The organism is Williamsia sp. Y844, from assembly GCF_056786475.1.
Genome location: NZ_JBXCJB010000002.1, coordinates 121,620 through 139,536, shown reverse-complemented (window position 1 = coordinate 139,536; position 17,917 = coordinate 121,620). Strand labels below are relative to the sequence as shown.

The following is a 17,917-nucleotide window of genomic DNA, read 5'->3' as shown; positions in this document are numbered from 1 at the left end:
CGACACCGGCCACCTCGAACACCGAACTGCACGCCTGTGATGCAGCGCACAATCGACCGTACCGGACCGAGCGGGTGATCGGTCTCCACCCCTTACGTTCAGCCGACAAGGCGCCTGGTCATCTCGGCGATCTCTCGGGAGTAAGCGACGAGCGTGACGATGTCGACGCTGACGTCGGCCGTCTTTATCGCGCGAACCTGCTGGGCCACAGCGTCGCCGACGGGCCACCCGTAGGCCCCGCCCGATATCAACGGGAACGCGATCGACGACGCCCCCAATGACCGAGCCAGGAGGAGGCTGCGCTGGTAGCAGCTCCGCAACTGCGCCGATCGGTCCTCATGTTTGGAATACCGTGGCCCAACGGTGTGAATCACCCACCGCGCAGGCAACTTCCCGGCTCCGGTTGCCACCACGGCTCCCACATCGAGACCGTCCGGAAGCGTGGTTGCGCGCAGAAACCTACATTCGTCGAGAATCCCAGACCCACCGGCGCGGTGTATCGCACCGTCCACACCCCCGCCACCGAGCAGCGAGGAATTCGCCGCGTTGACGATGACGTCCGCGCGGACCTTGGTGATGTCACCCTGGGTGACGTCGATGACGGTCATGATGTTGCCTCCTGCGAGTTCGTGTTGAGGATCTTGTCGGTGAGTGCGCACAGATCTGGGGCCCCGGCTCCCGGGTACCCATGCAGGCGGTCGAGCCAATCGGCGGGGATCGAGGAGATGCCGCCGCAGGCGCCGACCAACCCGCCCGCGATCGCGGCGGTCGTGTCGGTGTCATGGCCGGCCCGAACACACAATTCCAGCGTCAGCGGCAGATCGCCGTCGGCCTTGTGGATTGCCCACCAGGCCGTCTGCAGGGCGTGGACGACCCATCCATTGTTGGGAAAGTCTGTGGGCGAGCCGGTTTCGGCAATATCCAGCAGCGGCGACCAATAGTCGCCGGTCGATGCCGGAGCAGCATCCAAGAACTTGCGCACGCCACCGGCTGAACCGGTCAGCACCGCATCGTGGATGCCGGCACTCCACATCTGACACGCCTCGCGGGCACGTACATCGCAATGGGTGAGGTCGCTGATGGCACCGGCGGCCTGGATACAGGCCTCGAGGTCGTCGAGGAATGCCAGCGCCACCGGCGCAGTCCGCATCAGCGACCCGTTGCCGCCGGTGCGCCCGGACAACTTCGCGGCCGCGGCGGCCATCTCGGCGGCATCGGTGGCGCGAGCCGACAGGACAGTGCGCGTCTGATTTCCGATATCCGGGGGATTCGATCGATACCAGTGCATGAATCCGGCAGCGATGGCGTCAAGGTCTGCGTGCCCGAGCGAGAGCCCCTCCGCAACACAGAGCGCCATGGACGTGTCGTCCGTCCACTCCCCCGGCGCCCAGTTGAATGTCCCGCCGCCCTTCATAAATATCGGCGTATCCGCTGTGGGATAGGTGAATTCGTAGCCGGCACCCAGAGCATCACCGGCCGCGGTCCCGGCGAGCACTCCGGCTCCGCGATCCCTCTGCACTTCGGTCAAGTGTTGTTCGATCAGTGTCATCAGACCCTCGCCCCAGTTAGATCAATATTGAGCTAAAGATTAGCGCACGGATGAGCTAATGTGCAAGACATGGTGTGGCGAGATTCTGAGGGCAAGACCCTGGACGACTACACACGGCCATCAGTGGCGGTTGACGTGGCGGTTCTGACCGTGCGGGACGATCAGCTCTGCGTGGTGACCGTGGACTCCGAACGTGGTTTGTCGCTGCCGGGCACATTCCTGCACCCGGGCGAGACGCTGCGAGATGCTGCCGGACGGGCACTGCAGACCAAGGCCGGCCTCTTTGACCTCGAGTTTCACCAGCTCGGGATGTACGACGACCCGGCCCGCGACGATCGCGGCTGGGTTCTGTCCATGGCGCACAGCGCAGCCATCGCACATCACCGGTTGCCGGAGACCGTCAATCTGGTCACGGTCACCGACGGTGTGGCCGACGAACCATTGGCCTTCGACCACGGCGACATGGTCACCCAGGCAGTTGCCGATCTGCGCCAACGCTATTGGCCGCTACCCGACCCCGACAACCTCTTACCCGACCAATTCACCCTGCTGGAGCTGCGCCGACTGTACGAGACGATCTTCTCCGAGGCCTTCCCCAAGGACACCTTCCGCCGCCGGTTCATCGGACAACTCGAGGGCACCGGGCAGCGGTCGTCAACAGATTCCGGCCGGCCGGCCGAATTGTTCCGGCGCCGGTGAGATGCCAGGTCAATCGAAGATGACGACCTGACGGATGGCCTTGCCGTCAGCAAGTTGGTCCATCGCGGAGTTGATGTCCGACAAGGATATTCGCGATGAGATCAGCGCTTCGACCGGCAGCAGTCCATCGCGCCACATCTGCGCATACTTGGGGATGTCCCGACGAGGAACAGCCGAGCCCAGATAGCTCCCGACCACCGTTCGCGCTTCGGCGGTGAGCGTCAAAGGCGAAATACTCGCCATGGCATCGGGCGCGGGCAGACCAACGGTCACCGTGGTTCCACCGGCTGCCGTAGCCGCGAACGCGGTCTCGAATGCCCGTGCGCTCCCGGCACATTCGATGACATACGTCGCCTTGATCCCCTGCTCGACAACCGCCTGTGGGGTATAGGTTTCGTGCGCACCGAGCCGGCGGGCGTGGTCCAGTTTCTCGTCGAGCGTATCCACCGCGATGATCCGTGAAACATGCTGCGCCACAGCGGTGATGAGTGCCGCCATCCCGACACCACCGAGCCCGACGATCATGATCGAGTCACCCGTGGTGGGGTTCGCCGCATTCAGGACTGCACCGCCGCCGGTCAGGACTGCGCAGCCCAGGACAGCCGCGACATCCGGCGGAACGTCGTTTCCCACAACGACAGCCGATGCTGCGTCCACGACTGCGTGGTCGGCAAAACCGGAAACTCCGAGATGGTGGTGTACCAGCGCACCCTGATCCGTCACCCGTCGGCCACCGCCGAGGAGTTCACCGGCATTGTTCGCGGCACTGCCGGGCCCGCAAGGCAATCGGCCGTCGGCCGCACAACCCTCGCAGTTCTCACAGCGCGGCAGAAAAGACATCACGACTCGTTGCCCGACCTCGAACCCGGTGACGTCGGACCCGACCTCACGAACCATGCCTGCCGCCTCGTGACCGAGGAGCATCGGGACGGGTCTGACGCGATTGCCGTCCACCACACTCAGATCCGAATGGCAGATACCTGCCGCTTCGATCTGCACCAACAGTTCGGTAGGTCCGGGCGGTTCCAGATCGAGCTCACGGATGACGATGGGAGTCGATTCCGCATACGGCCGAGGCCGACCGATCTCCTCGAGGACCGCGCCCCAGATCTTCAAGTCAGCCCTTTCTCACTTGGCGATGCCCGAACCACGATGCACCCCACCACTATGCACCTCGTAGTCTGCAACGAGGCATTCGCCGCGAGAGAGGCTGGACAGTGACCGCACCCGGAACCCCCGTTCCCGAGGACTATCCCGTGCTCTGGCCGATGCCAACCCGATGGGACGACAACGATCACTACGGCCACGTCAACAACGTGACGTACTACTCGTACTTCGACACCGCCGTGAACGCGTGGTTGATGTCGGCCACGCGCACCGACATTCGGCTGCTACCCGCCATCGGGATCGTCGCCGAGACATCGTGCAAGTTCCTGAGCGAGCTCACCTTTCCGGATCTGCTCCAGGTCGGGATCTCGATCGAGCGACTCGGCAACCGCAGCGTGGTCTACGCGCTGGCCATCTTCGCCGAGCAAGCCGACGGCAGCCTCAAACCCGCTGCCACCGGCCGATTTGTGCACGTCTACGTCGACCGAGACGATCGTGTGCCGGTTGCAATCCCCGCCGAGATCAGAGCCGCGGCCGAGTCACTGACCACCGACCGTGGACGGGAACTGACGTGACGGCAACGGTCGCCACGTCGCTGTTCTGGATTCTTCTGATCGCGGTTCTGGCCCCCTTGATCGCCGGTCTCATACCCGGAAAGCGAATCCCCGAAGTCGTCATCCTGCTGGTCGGTGGCATCCTCATCGGCCCCCACGTCCTCGATTTCGCCACCGAGGGGTCAGCGATCGATTTGCTCCGCGAACTCGGTCTCGGTCTGCTGTTCCTGCTCGCCGGCTACGAGATCAGGACCTCAGAGGTGGCAGGCCGGGAAGGACGTCGGGCGCTTTACACGTGGATCTGCTGCCTGGCATTCGCCTTCACGATCACGTTCGGCATCGGCATGACCACCCTTGTCAACGCGGAAAGCGCGGTGGCGATTGCCATGTGTTCCACCGCCCTCGGCACGTTGCTGCCGATCCTGCGCGACACCGGGATGTTGAACAAACGACTGGGCCAGACGGTCCTGAACCACGGCGCATTCGGCGAACTCGGCCCGGTGATCGCGATGGCGGTACTGCTGGGCGCACGCGGATCATTGAAATCGGCAATCGTGCTCGCCGTCTTCGCAATTGCCGCGGTGACGGTGTGGCTTCTGACCGAGAAGTTGTTACAGCGCCAGCGCTGGCTGACGACCCTGATCTCGGCGGGTTCGCACACCACCGCGCAGACCACCGTGCGGATCACGATGCTGCTGCTGGTCGGGTTGATGGCACTGGCCTACGCCTTCGACCTGGACACCATACTCGGCGCATTCGCCGCCGGTTTCATCCTGCGACGCATCCTTCCCGACGGCGACGAGATCTTCGAACACAAGCTCGACGGGCTCGCCTTCGGACTGCTGATCCCCATCTTCTTCATCACCTCGGGGATGGCGATCGACGTCTCCGCTGTGGCAAGCAAGCCCGGACTCCTCGTCGCGTTCATCCTGATGATCCTGCTCGTCCGCGGATTCCCGGTGTTCATCTCCACCCGTTGGGATCGCGGCAACTCGGGCAACGAGCCGCCGTTCACCACCGGCGAGCGGGCGCAGATAGCGCTCTACTCGGCGACCGGATTGCCGATCATCGTCGCGGTCACCGGTGTAGCGGTGTCCGCCGGGCACATGTCGAACGGCAACGCATCGGTCCTGGTGACGGCGGGCGCACTGACCGTCCTGCTACTTCCGTTGGCCGCGACGATCATCGGTTCGCGCGGAAACAAGACCGGCATCGACGAACGCATGGCGTGAGGGTCCCATCGTCGGGGTCGAGCCGACTCCCGGCACGCGGTCTCCGAGATGGGGATAATGGTGCAGATGGTGTACGTCTCAGCGATCGTCGGTTTTGTGGTGCTGTTTGCCACGACCGCACTCGCCTTCGTCGGCACCGAGTGGATCAGGTCGATCGACTGGTCCGACAAGTTCCGGAAGGCGGCGCTCCCCCGCGCCGACACCGGAACCTCGAAGCAGCCTTTCGCCGAGTCCGACGACCCCGCACCGCAGCGTAGGCCGGTACCCGACGACGGGCTGACCGGGCTGGCGAAGAGCACCAACACGCCCTACTGGATCAATCATCTGGGCGGCCCGCGGCCCGAAGGTGCGACCTGCATCCGTTTCGCGTTCATCGCGGTGGACACCTGGCGCGACGATCCCGGGCGCATCGACCTCACCAACCTGCTGGACCGCGACGCGGGCGTGGCCGACGACTGGGCAGGCCGCAGCGACGAGGAACACTATCCGCGCCTGCTCCGGCGGCAACTGCGCCAACCACATCTGTCCCATGGGGACCAGACGACGATCGACGAGATGCGCGCACATCCGATCGGCAAGCTGGCCTACTTTGCCTGTTCGACCGCAACCGCGATCGAACTGAGCGCTTCGTGGCGTCACGACATCTTCGACGACAAGATGATCCGAGTCGATCTCGATGCCGAGGTCGCCGAGGTCAGCCGTAGCTGCGCACGTTTGCGCGATTCTGTCGACAAACTCGGGCCCCTTCCTGATGGCGACCTCGGCGATGATCCCGACATCGTCGCAATCCACGTCAGCCGGGCGCAGGTGCACGACGACCGGCTCGGCCTATTGGTCCAGCGTCTACAGGCGTTCGCGCGTTACCGCGCAGGCATCGAGCAGGTGGATCGTCAACTCGCCAAACTGGAATGGGTCATCAATGTCGGCACCGAGGACGACTCCGACGAATATCTTGTTGCGGCCGAAGACGAATTGGGATCCGAGCGCCTGAACCAGGCGGCGCAGGAGTTCGATGCGGTCTCCGGCGCGATCATCGACAGCATGCTCACCGACGCCAAGAAGTTGTCGCGAATCATCCGCTATTCGTAGCCGCGTGGTTCGTAGACGGCATGGTTCGTAAGCGGCATGGTTCGTAAGCGGCGCCACGAATCCCGCCCCTAACCCCGCAAGAAGTCCGTCACCAGCCGATTGAACTCGGCGGTCCGGTCGCGGTGCACACTGTGACCAGCCTCGATCTGACCGAAATGCCCGTCGGGCAACGCCTCGGCGAGACTCACCAGGTGCCGCGGCGGCAGGAAACTGCGCTGACCACCGGAGACCACCAGCGTCGGAAATCGCAGCTGCGACAACGACTCCCACCAATCGTCGTCGACCGTCTCGAACTGGCGGGCCACGATGTCCGACATCCGGTGATCGAACCGCAGCACCGGGCTCGGGTAACGAACTGTCGACCACAGCCCGCGCAGCCGGTCGGCGACACCGCTGAAGGGCACGATGTGCTCGTCGACGTCGGCCTGATCACGCGGCATCGGCGGGATCTCCTCGAGCACCAGCTTGCCGATGCGCGCCGGATCGAGGGCCGCGAGCCGAATCGCGGTCTGGCCACCCAGAGAATGGCCGATCACATCGATTTCGTCGACGGCGAGTCCGTCGAGCACAAAACTCAGATCATCGCGGAAGTCATCGAGCAGGTACGACGTCGATCGCGAGCTGCGACCATGTCCACGCTGGTCATAGGTGATCACCGTGCGGCCATCGGCGCGTAGCTCCCGGGCCAGCGCTCGCCACGTCTGGTGATCGCCGCCCATGCCGTGGACCAGCAACACCGGTTTGCCGGTCAGCGGACCCGCGGTACGAACGGCCAGCCGAACCGCCCCGGGTCCGTCGGTGCGGGTCAAAGTGTTCACCGGACACAGGGTAGTCACCTCGCCACCCAACAGTCCTACTTCGGTGCGTCCAGGCCCACTCGACGCCGCTCGATGATCAGGCAGCGGTTCTCGACGTAGAGCAGGCCGGCTTTCTCGGCGATCTCTCGAGCCTCCGCCGACACAATCCCCAGCTGCAGCCACAGCGCTGTGGCGCCTGCGGCCACCGCCTGGCGGGCGATCTCAGGGGTGTCCTCCGACGGGCGGAATACGTCGACCAGACCCACCTGCTCGGGAATATCAGCCAAGGTTCGGTAGACCTTCTCACCGAACAGCTCATCCGCCTTGGGGTTCACCGGGATGATGCGCCATCCGTGCTTCTGCATGTTCACCGGGACTTTGTGCGCGGGCTTCTCCGGCGACGCACTGGCACCAACAACGGTAATGGTCTTGTATGTGGAAAGGATTTGCTCGACCACGTCGTCTGTATCAGCCATGCACACGATCGTAGAGGTCCGGCCCGGCCCGGCCTCAGGGGTGTTCAATCGACGGTATGGCACAACGAGTGGTTCTCATTCGCGCGGTGAACGTCGGTGGCGCCAAGCTGCCGATGGCCGAACTCCGGGAGATGGCAGCCGACCTGGGCGCCACCAACATTTCGACCTACATCGCCTCCGGCAATCTGCTGTGCACTTCGCCCGACGATCCCGCCGCCTTCGACCGCGCGCTCGAAGAGGCGATCACCAAGCGCTACGGATACTTCCGCGAAGTCATCAGCAGGTCGGTCGACGATCTCGCCGCCGCGTTGGCCGAGCATCCGTTCGAAGTCGTCGATCCGAAATACTCGTACGTCTACTGCCTCACCGCGACTCCAGAACCAACCGCGGTCGCAACGTTCCACAAACGCGATTTCGGAAACGATGTGTTCGAGGTCATCGGCGACAACCTCCACATCCGCTACGACGCGGGAGCCGGAACGTCCAAGCTCACTGCCCCGGTCATCGCAAAAGGGTTGGGAGTCCAGGGCACCGGACGGAATCTGCGCACCATCGAGAAGCTGATCGACCTCACCCGGAAGTAGAGGTCATGACGACGTCTACTGACCTGCGGTGACGTCCCGGCGCGACATGGTGAAGCCGATCACGCCCACACACGCCGCGGCGTAGATCGCAAGAGTTGTCAGAGTCTCCGCCTGCGACAACGCACCTGGCCGCTCCGGCTGCACCAACGATCGCATGACCAACCCGGGGAACCAGCGCTCCGCCCAATCGCGATTTTCCGCAAGGACGTTTTCGACGGGCCCGAACCACAGCAGGCAGACCCCCAACGCGATGGGTGTCGACTTCACCAGTACCGCAACCGTTGTGCCGATCAGGGCGTACATCGCCACGAACACCAGCAGCCGGCCATAATCCGCAAGCCCATTGCCGAGCGCATCTGCCCCGAACCAGCCTGCGGTCTCGACATCGACCGACGGTGCCACCACCGCCGCGGTCAGCGCTCCGACGATCAATGCCACCGCCATCAGCACAGCGGCCAAGCTGACTCGTGCCGCGAGCTTTCCGGTGACCAGCGACAACCGGCTCGGCTGGCGGGTCAGCGCGGCCCGCAATGTGCCCCGGCTGATCTCATTACCCATCGCGGCCGCAAACGCCGCGACCACGAGCACGGTGGCGACGCTCATCGACGCGATGACCGCAGCGGTGGCGCCGCCAGACCCGACGAGCGCTTCGAGGGACACGCTTGGCCCGTCGCCGCCGCGTCCGAACGGTTTGGCAGCTTCGATCAACAGCCAGGTGGCCAGCACACTGAACACCACGGTGGTGATTCCCAGGCCCGCCCACAGACGTGGCCGGTTCAGCAGGATCCATTCGGACCGAAAAGAATTCAGCAGATTCATCGCAATGCCTTTCAAGAGGATTCTCCAGATGTCAGATCGAAGACGTGTGAATCAAGTTGAGATAGCGGGCCTCGAGATCGGCACGGCGATGGTGCAATTCGGCAAGAACGATCCCGGCTGCATGGGCCCGGACGTTGATCTCTGCGGCCAATCGCCGGGCATCGTCGTCATCGGCGAGGGCGATGACAATGCTTGTCCCGTCACAGCTGATCTCGAGCCCCGTCGCCTGTGCGATCGCCTCGAGGTCGGCGAGCCGTGATTCGTCCTCGGGCGCCAGGACCAGGGCATCGGCCGTGGCACCCAGCGATTGCGGTGTTCCGGCGTGGACGAGTCCGCCGTGGTCCAGGACCACCAACCAGTCACAGACCTGTTCGAGTTCGGCGAGCAGATGCGACGAAACGATGACGGTGCGTCCCTGCGCGGAGATGCGCCCGATGAGGTCACGGACCTCCTGCATGCCTTGGGGATCCAGGCCGTTGGTCGGCTCGTCGAGTATCACCAGTTCGGGGTCACCGAGCAGAGCAGCTGCAATTCCGAGTCGCTGCTTCATCCCGAGCGAATAACTGCCGAAGCGGTCCCTGCCCCGATCCCCCAGACCAACCAGATCGAGTAACCCGTCGACACCGTCGGTGGCCTGGCCGGATAACACAGCCAGTGATCTCAGATTGTCTCGAGCAGACACAGCCGGGTGAAATGCCGGCGACTCGATGAGCGCACCGACGCGCGGAAGATAGTGCGCACGTTGATGAATCGGCGCATCGAGAACGGTTCCGTCACCACCGCTCGGTTTGACGAGGCCGAGCAGCATCGCCATCACAGTGGTTTTTCCGGCTCCGTTCGGCCCGATCAGACCCGTGACCGAGCCGACCGGCACCGTGAAGGACACATTGTCGACAGCGGTTCGGTTCCGATATCTCTTCATGAGCCCCTGTACCGAAACTGCCACATGCGCAGTCGGATTCGGCGACTCCAGTACTGACCGTCCATCCTGGATGACTGGTGTTGATTCCATGAGGACAACGATGCCGTTGCCTGCGCCCGAAGTCGTCAGCCTGATGTGGATTTCGGCACTACGTCAGGTGTGGACCGCAGGCCAACTGCTCAGATACGAACCAACCCGTGCCGGTAGGCGAACACCACCATCTGCGCCCGGTCGCGGGCCTGCAGTTTGGTCATGGCCCGGCTCACGTGGGTGCGGACCGTCGCATTACTGACGAACCACTTGGCAGCGATCTCGTCGTTGGACAACCCGGCCGCCACCAGCCGGACCACCTCGAGTTCACGAGTGGTGAGCAGATCGACGACGGCATCCGGCGCAACAGACGCCCGCGCCGCGGCGGCTTCCTGGGCGAACTCGGTGATCAGCCGCCGTGTCACCCCGGGCGACAACAGCGCCTGGCCGGCGGCGATGACGTGCACCGCCTGAATCAATTCGGCCGGCTGGGTGTGTTTGACCAAGAACCCGCTGGCACCGGCACGCAGTGCCTCGAACACGTACTCGTCGAGTTCGAAGGTGGTCAGGATCAGGACCTTCACGTCAGCGAGGTCGTTACGGGCGGTGATCTGCCGCGTCGCCTCGAGTCCGTCGCAGCCGGGCATCCGGATGTCCATGATGATGACGTCGGGCCGCAGATCGATGCACACCGCGACCGCTTCATCTCCGTCGGCGGCCTCCCCGACCACCTCGATGTCGTCCTCGGCGTCGAGTAGCGCGCGAAAGCCGGTCCGTACCAGGAGCTGATCATCAGCCAGTGCCACCCGAATCATGTAACCCCGGTCCCGACTGCCGCCTGTTCGTTGAATGCTTGTCGCCTGCCCCGAGCGTAACCACCCGCCGATCGCGCTGACCGCATTCGAAGCAGATCTCCACACCTGACGTACGTCCCTCGCACCGAATCATCGCCCCGCCCTGTGCGATCTCAACGGTGAACCGACGCGAGCCGCACCGAACGACTCTACGATCGGCCAGGTGGACGTCAGATGGTCGAACAGACTGCGCGACCTCGGAGTGCGCGAGTTCGGGGTGCGCGAGTTCGGGGTGCGCGTGTTCGGCGTGCGAGCGTCCGATCTGGCACTGGCGCTGGCGGTGATCATCCTGGTCGTCGTCGGCAGCCTCCTGGGACACACCGGTACGACCGGTCAACCGATCGACGGTCTCGCGATCACCCTCGGGATCATCGGCGCTCTGTCGCTGGCCCTGTCCCGCCGATATCCACAGGTGATGATCGGTGTCGCAGCCTGCGTGATCTTTGTCTACCTCGCTCGCGGATACCCCGGTGGCCCAGCGCTTTTGGTCGGCCCGCTGTCCATGGCCCTGGCCGGGTATCGGGCATCCCGCACGATGGCGCTCGTGGGTGCCGCCGTCATGTCGGTTGCGGTGATCGCCGGACGGTGGATCGGTCCCGGAACGCTCGGGACCATCGGAATCGCCGGTCCGGCGTGGGCCTTCACGCTGGCACTGGCGGGTATCGCGCTCTCCGCGCGCACCGAACGGGCTGCGGCACAGCGGGAACGCGATGAGCTGCGCCGCAGGCAGGCAATGACCGATGAGCGCCTGAACATCGCGCGAGACCTGCACGATTCGGTCGCCCACGCGCTGGCCACCATCAATGTGCAGGCCGGTGTCGCGGCGCATCTACTCGACCGGCAACCGCAGCAGGCGAAACCGGCCCTCGAGGCCATCCGGGCGGCCAGCAGTGAGGTACTCGACGAGCTCGGCACCATGCTCGAAGCCTTGCGGGACCGCGACCAGGCCGCGCCCTTGACACCGGCACCAACACTCGGACAGGTCGACGGCCTCATCGATCGCGCCCGCGCGGACGGCCTGACGGTGAACTACGAAACCGAAGGCGACACCGCTGCGGTGCCATCGGCGATGGGAGTCGCGGCGTACCGCGTTGTCCAGGAATCACTGAGCAACGTGCGCCGCCACGCGGGTGCATCGCCGGTGGTCGAGGTCTCGGTGACCGCCCATCCGCCACATCGGCTCGAGGTGAGCGTGTTCGACGACGGAGGTCGACCGGGTAGCACGAAAACTGTTGCACCGCAGCCGGGTACCGGCCTCGGCATCACCGGCATGACCGAACGGGTCGAATCCAGTCGCGGCACACTCGAAGTCGGAACTGACGCCCTGGGCCGGGGCTATCGCGTTGTCGCCCGCTGGGACACCACGACGGGCGACTGACCCGACAGTTCAGTCGAACTGCGTCAGCAGATGTGCTTCGGCATCGAATAGATAGCGGTCCATCGCCGCAGCCGACTCCTCGACGGCCCCGACCGCCATCAGATTCACGATTTCGGCGTTCCGTTCGACGTACCGGGTGTGGAAGTCACGCGCCGACGCGCTTCGGAAGAACACCAACCGCATTTCCGCCAGCAGCAGGTTCATCTCCACGTCGAGGCGGTTGCTCTGCGCCTGAGCCACCACAGCACGATGGAAGTGCTGGTTCGCCGTCGCCACCGCATCGCCGTCACCCGCGGCGATCGCGACCCGCCCCGCGTCCACTGCCGCAGCCATCGCGGCCAGGTAGGGCGGCGCTCCGCGACCCACTCGTATCGCACCCGACTCGATGACCCGGCGGGCGCGGTAGACGTCCCGCACGTCGTCAGCGCCCGGCGTCCGGATGAGAACGCCCCGATTGGGGACCCGCTCGAGTATGCGTTCGGAAACCAGCTGGCTGAGCGCCTCGCGGAGCGTATTGCGCGAGATACCGAGCGCCCGCGCGATCGACTCTTCCGGTAGTCGGTTCCCTGACCGCAGGCGACCTTCGTCGACCTGGGTACGCAAGACCGCTGCGGCCCGCTCGGCGGACGAAGTGCGGACCACCTCTCCGCGGGCAGCAACCAGCACACCGAGCACGTCGTCCAATCCAGACTCGTTTTCCACATTAGGAGTCTACGAGAACGCAGGATTGCGGGATTGTTGAACAATCCTTAGCGCTGAGGAAACATTCTGGAAACAATTGGATACGACGCTGAGAACACCCCAAGCCCGTCGGGGTCCGCCAAACCGAGGAGAGTTCCATGGCAGACACGCCTGCCACCACCATGAACACCACTGAGAAGGCGGTCGACGCCAAGGGCGGGCGCGCCGCCCTGCTCGGCGCAATGTTCCTGATGGCCACCAGCGCCATCGGACCGGGTTTCATCACCCAGACCACCAAGTTCACCGTGCAACTCGGTGCCGCTTTCGCGTTTGCCATCCTGGTCTCGATCCTCATCGACATCGCAGTTCAGCTGAATGTGTGGCGGGTGATCGGGGTCGCCGGGAAACGTGCTCACGAACTGGCCAACGATGTCGTTCCCGGTGCCGGCTGGGTCCTGGCCGGCCTGGTCGTCCTCGGCGGCCTGGTGTTCAACATCGGCAACATCGGCGGCACCGGTCTGGGTACCGACTCGATGTTCGGACTCGAACCCAAGATCGGCGGCGCCATCTCGGCGGTGATCGCCATCGCCATCTTCCTCAGCAAGCGGGCAGGCGTGGCCCTGGATCGGATCGTCGTCGTGCTCGGTGCGGCAATGATCCTGATGACCGGCTACGTCGCGGTCGTGTCCGGACCACCGGCCGGAGACGCCCTGCGCAACATGGTGATTCCCGAGGAGATCGACTTCCTGGTCATCACCACCATCATCGGCGGAACAGTCGGTGGTTACATCACCTATGCCGGCGCGCACCGACTACTCGATTCGGGGTTGACCGGACCGGGGCACATCCGCGAGATCAGTCGCACGTCGATCATGGGCGTCATCGTCACCGGCATCATGCGCGTCTTGCTCTTCCTCGCCATCCTGGGCGTGACCGCGGGCGGAGTCCAACTCGCAGAGGGTAATCCGACCGCGTCGGCCTTCGAATCCGCACTCGGCGACATCGGGTTGCACGTTTTCGGTGTGATCCTGTGGGCGGCCAGCATCACCTCGGTCATCGGGGCCGCGTACACCTCCGTCTCCTTCCTGACGAAGAGCGACACCACCGCGCGGACCCGGAATCTACTGACGGTCGGATTCATCGCCATCTCCACCGTCATCTACCTGCTGATCGAGACGACACCGGTCAAACTCCTGATCTTTGCCGGTGCGTTCAACGGCATCATCCTGCCGCTCGGGTTCACAATCATCTTGTGGGTCGCGTGGCGCCGACGTGACCTGCTCGGTGGATACCGGTACCCGACATGGCTTCTGTCCATCGGAGTGATCGCCTGGTTGATCACGCTCTACCTCGGCTACGAGTCGCTGACGACCCTGGGAGACCTGTGATGCTGACGACCTTGGGAGACCTGTGATGACCATCGACCTCAACAGTGACATCGGCGAATCGTTCGGTCGTTGGGACCTCGGCGACGACGAGGCCATGCTCGATCTGGTCACCAGCGCCAACATCGCCTGCGGCTTCCACGCAGGCGATCCGAGCACCATCTCGCGTACCGCGGGATGGTCGGTCGACCGAGGGGTCCGGATCGGAGCGCAGGTCGCCTACCGCGACCTCGCCGGTTTCGGCCGGCGATTCGTCGACGCCACCCGCACCGAACTGACCGACGATGTCGTCTACCAGATCGGCGGCCTACAAGCGCTGGCCGCTGCCGTCGGCGGCCGCGTCACTTACGTCAAACCCCATGGAGCGCTGTATAACACGGCTGTCCACCATGAAGAACATGCGCTGGCGCTTGTCGACGCGATCGCGGCGCTCGATCCCAGTCTTGCCTTGCTCGGCCTTCCCGGTTCCCGGCTTCTCGCCCTCGGTGAAGAACGCGGCCTGCGCGTCGTACGGGAGGCGTTTGCCGACCGCGGATACACCGCGGCCGGAACGTTGGTGCCGCGCAGCGAGCCAGGAGCGATGCTCGACGATCCAGCTGCCGTGGCCGCCCGGGTATTGCGCATGGTGACCGAGTCGGTCGTCGAATCCGTCGACGGGACAGATGTCGCCATCGACGTGGATTCGATATGCGTACACGGAGATTCACCTGCTGCCGCGCAGATGGCTGTGGCGGTCCGCGAGTTGCTGGCAGCCGAAGGTGTCGAGGTGAAAGCGTTCACATGAACCTACTCGCCTACGGCGATCGGTCGTTGATGATCGAGGTGGACACCACCGATGAGGCGATCACCTGGACCTCGGCCCTCGGCAACGCAGAGTTGCCCGGCATCGTCGACATCATCCCCGGCGCGCGCACGGTTCTGCTGGTCACCGACTCACCCACACGTCTACCCGCAATCCGTACCGCCGTGGGCTCGCTGTTCCCCGCGCCTGCCGGAACCCCGCCGTCCGACGCCGCAGCCGGCGAACTCGTCGTGGAAGTACCGGTCACCTACGACGGCGCCGATCTCGAGGAGATCGGCCGGCTCACCGGGTTGTCGACCACCGAGGTTGTCGCAGCACACACCGGATCGCCGTGGAAGGTCGCCTTCGGCGGGTTTGCCCCCGGGTTCGCCTATCTGATCGGCGGAGATGCCCGACTCGAGGTCCCCCGCCGGGACGAACCCCGCACCAAGGTTCCGGCGGGCGCCGTCGGACTTGCCGGTGAGTTCAGCGGAATCTATCCGCGCACATCACCCGGTGGCTGGCAGCTGCTCGGTCACACGGATCTATCCATGTGGGACGCCAACCGTGAACCCCCCGCGCTCCTACGCCCGGGGTGTTCGGTGCAGTTCCGGGAGGCCGGGCGATGAAGGCATTCGAAGTTCTGGCCACCGGCCCACTGAGCACCATGCAGGACCAGGGACGACCGGGTTTCGCCGCACTCGGCGTTGGCAGATCGGGTGCGGCCGACAGGCATGCCCACGCGTTGGGGAACCGACTCCTGGGCAACTACGAAGGAGCCGCCGCAGTCGAGGTGACCCTCGGTGGCTTATCGCTGCGGGCACAGCAGGAGGTCTGGCTGGCGGTCACCGGCGCCGACCTCGATGTTCTGGTGGACAAGGGATCGGGCGCACATCCGGCCGGAATGAACGCACCGTTTCGAATCCTTCCCGGCGATGTGGTGACCCTCGGTATGGCCCGCGCCGGACTACGCGCCTACGTCGCCGCACGTGGCGGTTTCGACGTTCCCGAGACGCTGGGATCGTGCAGTACCGACACCTTGTCCGGACTCGGTCCCGCCCCACTGGCCGTCGGCGATGTGCTCGAACTCGGGCCGCGACCCGGCGATCTGGTCGAGATCGATGTCGCAGCGGTGGCGACGCCGACAACCGGTGAGATCGAGCTCCGGTTGCATCGCGGTCCGCGAGACAACTGGGTCGACGACGCCGACGCCCTGGTGCACACCCGCTGGCAGGCATCCGACCGCAGCGACCGGGTCGGAATGCGATTGAGCGGCACCGCATCCGGGCTCGCACATCGCGATCCCGGCAGGCAACTACCGAGCGAAGGTATCGTCCGCGGCGCCATCCAGGTGCCACCGAGCGGCGAACCGGTGATCTTCCTGGCAGACCATCCCGTCACCGGCGGGTATCCCGTGGTCGCGGTTGTTGTCGACGACGATGTCGATCTCGCCGCGCAGATCCGGCCCGGCCAACACATCAAATTGCGGTGGACCAGATAGCCCCGCCCGCTGTCACGACCTGTATGCCCTGAGGAGGGACACCATGATGGACCCCGCAAAACTGGATCCGGAGCAGGCCCGCGCGCTGTTTCGAGACGGTCTCATCACCCCGACCGCCGGATGGGCTCCGGGCTGGACGCAGGCCAACCTCATCTCACTGCCCCGCGCCGACGCCTACGACTTCTTGCTCTTTGCACAGCGCAACCCGAAGTCGTGCCCGATCCTCGACGTCATCGATGCCGGAGCAGTGACCGGCCCGCTGCTCGGCGAGGGCAGCGACATCCGCACCGACGCGCCGCTGTACCGGGTCTACCGCGGCGGTGAAATGGTCGACGAGACAAACGATGTCACCCCCTGGTGGCGCGACGACCTGGTGTCGTTTCTCATCGGCTGCAGTTTCACCTTCGAGGCCGCACTGATCGAAGCCGGTGTACCGGTGCGTCACATCGAGCAGGGAAAGAACGTGCCCATGTACAAGACGTCGCAACGATGCCGACCGGCCGGGAGCATCTCCGGACCCCTGGTGGTCTCGATGCGACCAATGCCTGCCGAGCATGTCGCGACAGCCGTTCGGGTGACCTCGCGATACCCCTCGGTCCACGGCGCACCGGTCCACGTGGGCGACCCCGGCGCGCTCGGGATCGCCGACATCGCCGCACCGGACTTCGGCGAAGCCGTCGAGATCCACCCCGGCGAGATCCCGGTGTTCTGGGCCTGCGGCGTCACCCCCCAAGCAGCGGTGATGGAATCGCGCCCGGATCTGGCGATCGGACACGCACCCGGACACATGGTCGTCACCGACGCCCGGGACAGCAACTATCTCGTTCCCTGACCACCGGTAGGCTGGACACGACTGATCACGAGAAAGACGCAACTGCGAAATACGGAGGATCAAGATGTCGGTGAGCCTGGCCAAGGGCGGAAATGTATCGCTGAGCAAAGCGGCCCCCAACCTGACGGCGGTGACCGTTGGGCTCGGTTGGGACGTCCGTGTCACCACCGGAGCCGACTATGACCTCGACGCCAGCGCACTCGGAATCGACAGCAACAAAAGGATTCTCGACGATTCGTACTTTGTCTTCTACAACAACCTCAGATCCCCCGACGGCGCCATCGAGCACACCGGCGACAACCGCACCGGTGAGGGCGAGGGTGACGACGAAGCGATCAACGTCGACCTCAAGGCGCTGAACCCACAAGTCGATTCGATCATCTTTCCGGTGACCATCCACGACGCCGATACGCACGGTCAGAGCTTCGGCCAGGTGCACGGCGCCTTCATCCGCGTCGTGGATCGTGCCGACGGCCGCGAACTCGCCCGCTACGACCTCAGCGAGGACGCCTCCACCGAAACCGCGATGGTTTTCGGTGAGATCTACCGCCGTGGCAACGAGTGGAAGTTCCGGGCCATCGGTCAGGGCTACGCCTCGGGTCTGGCCGGCATTGCCCGCGACTACGGCGTCAACATCAGCTAGTTCA

General features: G+C 64.7%; 21 protein-coding genes. 12 read left to right on the top strand and 9 right to left on the bottom strand.

The genetic code is table 11. From position 1 onward, the window contains the following. Positions 1 to 98: 98 nt before the first annotated feature. Complete coding sequence (locus AC1TQG_RS13035) at positions 99 to 608, bottom strand: O-acetyl-ADP-ribose deacetylase (protein ID WP_482137484.1); 510 nt, start codon at positions 606 to 608, stop codon at positions 99 to 101. Beyond that, the gene (locus AC1TQG_RS13030; protein ID WP_482137483.1) at positions 605 to 1,549 is read right to left on the bottom strand and encodes an ADP-ribosylglycohydrolase family protein; all 945 of its coding nucleotides are present in this window, start codon (positions 1,547 to 1,549) and stop codon (positions 605 to 607) included. The genes AC1TQG_RS13035 and AC1TQG_RS13030 overlap by 4 nt, the downstream gene beginning before the upstream one ends. A gap of 69 nt (positions 1,550 to 1,618) precedes the next feature. Between AC1TQG_RS13030 and AC1TQG_RS13025 the strand changes: the two genes are divergently transcribed. Then, positions 1,619 to 2,248 carry an NUDIX hydrolase gene (locus tag AC1TQG_RS13025; RefSeq protein ID WP_482137481.1) on the top strand — a complete coding sequence of 210 codons (630 nt, stop codon included), beginning with the start codon at positions 1,619 to 1,621 and terminating at the stop codon, positions 2,246 to 2,248. 9 nt (positions 2,249 to 2,257) lie between these two features. Here AC1TQG_RS13025 and AC1TQG_RS13020 read toward each other — a convergent pair whose 3' ends face one another. Then, positions 2,258 to 3,364, bottom strand: a complete 1,107-nt coding sequence (locus AC1TQG_RS13020; RefSeq protein ID WP_482137480.1) for an alcohol dehydrogenase catalytic domain-containing protein — start codon at positions 3,362 to 3,364, stop codon at positions 2,258 to 2,260. 152 nt (positions 3,365 to 3,516) lie between these two features. Between AC1TQG_RS13020 and AC1TQG_RS13015 the strand changes: the two genes are divergently transcribed. From AC1TQG_RS13015 to AC1TQG_RS13005, 3 genes are all read left to right on the top strand, one after another. Beyond that, entirely contained in the window at positions 3,517 to 3,930 is a 414-nt protein-coding gene (locus AC1TQG_RS13015; protein ID WP_482138726.1) for an acyl-CoA thioesterase, read from the top strand. After that, the gene (locus AC1TQG_RS13010) at positions 3,927 to 5,141 is read left to right on the top strand and encodes a cation:proton antiporter (RefSeq protein WP_482137478.1); all 1,215 of its coding nucleotides are present in this window, start codon (positions 3,927 to 3,929) and stop codon (positions 5,139 to 5,141) included. Before AC1TQG_RS13015 ends, AC1TQG_RS13010 begins: the two co-directional genes overlap by 4 nt. 66 nt (positions 5,142 to 5,207) lie before the next feature. Next, a complete protein-coding gene (locus AC1TQG_RS13005; RefSeq protein ID WP_482137476.1) occupies positions 5,208 to 6,230 on the top strand; it encodes a hypothetical protein in 1,023 nt (340 codons plus the stop codon). Between the two features lie 68 nt (positions 6,231 to 6,298). Here the strand turns inward: AC1TQG_RS13005 and AC1TQG_RS13000 are convergent, their stop codons facing one another. Both AC1TQG_RS13000 and AC1TQG_RS12995 read right to left on the bottom strand, forming a co-directional pair. Next, positions 6,299 to 7,048, bottom strand: coding sequence for an alpha/beta fold hydrolase (locus tag AC1TQG_RS13000; protein ID WP_482137474.1), 750 nt, complete (start codon positions 7,046 to 7,048; stop codon positions 6,299 to 6,301). A 35-nt stretch (positions 7,049 to 7,083) separates the two neighbouring features. Continuing rightward, the gene (locus tag AC1TQG_RS12995) at positions 7,084 to 7,503 is read right to left on the bottom strand and encodes a CoA-binding protein (protein WP_482137472.1); all 420 of its coding nucleotides are present in this window, start codon (positions 7,501 to 7,503) and stop codon (positions 7,084 to 7,086) included. Positions 7,504 to 7,559: 56 nt separating this feature from the next. Here AC1TQG_RS12995 and AC1TQG_RS12990 point away from each other — a divergent pair, with 56 nt between their 5' ends. Then, positions 7,560 to 8,087, top strand: a complete 528-nt coding sequence (locus AC1TQG_RS12990) for a DUF1697 domain-containing protein (RefSeq protein ID WP_482137471.1) — start codon at positions 7,560 to 7,562, stop codon at positions 8,085 to 8,087. 15 nt (positions 8,088 to 8,102) lie between these two features. Here the strand turns inward: AC1TQG_RS12990 and AC1TQG_RS12985 are convergent, their stop codons facing one another. The 3 genes from AC1TQG_RS12985 to AC1TQG_RS12975 all read right to left on the bottom strand — a co-directional run bounded on the left by AC1TQG_RS12985 (position 8,103) and on the right by AC1TQG_RS12975 (position 10,673). Continuing rightward, positions 8,103 to 8,906, bottom strand: coding sequence for an ABC transporter permease (locus AC1TQG_RS12985; RefSeq protein WP_482137469.1), 804 nt, complete (start codon positions 8,904 to 8,906; stop codon positions 8,103 to 8,105). Between the two features lie 31 nt (positions 8,907 to 8,937). Continuing rightward, the gene (locus AC1TQG_RS12980) at positions 8,938 to 9,918 is read right to left on the bottom strand and encodes an ABC transporter ATP-binding protein (RefSeq protein WP_482137467.1); all 981 of its coding nucleotides are present in this window, start codon (positions 9,916 to 9,918) and stop codon (positions 8,938 to 8,940) included. Positions 9,919 to 10,007: 89 nt separating this feature from the next. Continuing rightward, positions 10,008 to 10,673 carry a response regulator transcription factor gene (locus AC1TQG_RS12975; protein ID WP_482137466.1) on the bottom strand — a complete coding sequence of 222 codons (666 nt, stop codon included), beginning with the start codon at positions 10,671 to 10,673 and terminating at the stop codon, positions 10,008 to 10,010. Between the two features lie 202 nt (positions 10,674 to 10,875). Between AC1TQG_RS12975 and AC1TQG_RS12970 the strand changes: the two genes are divergently transcribed. Beyond that, positions 10,876 to 12,090 (top strand): sensor histidine kinase, encoded by a 1,215-nt coding sequence (locus tag AC1TQG_RS12970; protein ID WP_482137465.1) that lies wholly within the window; start codon positions 10,876 to 10,878, stop codon positions 12,088 to 12,090. 9 nt (positions 12,091 to 12,099) lie between these two features. Here the strand turns inward: AC1TQG_RS12970 and AC1TQG_RS12965 are convergent, their stop codons facing one another. Then, on the bottom strand, positions 12,100 to 12,792 hold the full coding sequence (locus AC1TQG_RS12965; RefSeq protein ID WP_482137463.1) for a GntR family transcriptional regulator: 693 nt from the start codon (positions 12,790 to 12,792) through the stop codon (positions 12,100 to 12,102). Between the two features lie 137 nt (positions 12,793 to 12,929). Between AC1TQG_RS12965 and AC1TQG_RS12960 the strand changes: the two genes are divergently transcribed. From AC1TQG_RS12960 to AC1TQG_RS12935, 6 genes are all read left to right on the top strand, one after another. Next, positions 12,930 to 14,159 (top strand): NRAMP family divalent metal transporter, encoded by a 1,230-nt coding sequence (locus AC1TQG_RS12960; protein ID WP_482137461.1) that lies wholly within the window; start codon positions 12,930 to 12,932, stop codon positions 14,157 to 14,159. A gap of 25 nt (positions 14,160 to 14,184) precedes the next feature. Next, positions 14,185 to 14,940, top strand: a complete 756-nt coding sequence (locus AC1TQG_RS12955; RefSeq protein WP_482137460.1) for a LamB/YcsF family protein — start codon at positions 14,185 to 14,187, stop codon at positions 14,938 to 14,940. Further along, positions 14,937 to 15,566 (top strand): 5-oxoprolinase subunit B family protein, encoded by a 630-nt coding sequence (locus AC1TQG_RS12950; protein ID WP_482137459.1) that lies wholly within the window; start codon positions 14,937 to 14,939, stop codon positions 15,564 to 15,566. Before AC1TQG_RS12955 ends, AC1TQG_RS12950 begins: the two co-directional genes overlap by 4 nt. After that, positions 15,563 to 16,438 carry a 5-oxoprolinase subunit C family protein gene (locus tag AC1TQG_RS12945; RefSeq protein WP_482137458.1) on the top strand — a complete coding sequence of 292 codons (876 nt, stop codon included), beginning with the start codon at positions 15,563 to 15,565 and terminating at the stop codon, positions 16,436 to 16,438. Before AC1TQG_RS12950 ends, AC1TQG_RS12945 begins: the two co-directional genes overlap by 4 nt. Before the next feature lie 46 nt (positions 16,439 to 16,484). Continuing rightward, positions 16,485 to 17,270, top strand: coding sequence for a putative hydro-lyase (locus AC1TQG_RS12940; RefSeq protein WP_482138724.1), 786 nt, complete (start codon positions 16,485 to 16,487; stop codon positions 17,268 to 17,270). 64 nt (positions 17,271 to 17,334) lie between these two features. Next, positions 17,335 to 17,913 carry a TerD family protein gene (locus AC1TQG_RS12935; protein ID WP_482137456.1) on the top strand — a complete coding sequence of 193 codons (579 nt, stop codon included), beginning with the start codon at positions 17,335 to 17,337 and terminating at the stop codon, positions 17,911 to 17,913. The last annotated feature ends 4 nt before the right edge of the window (positions 17,914 to 17,917 follow it).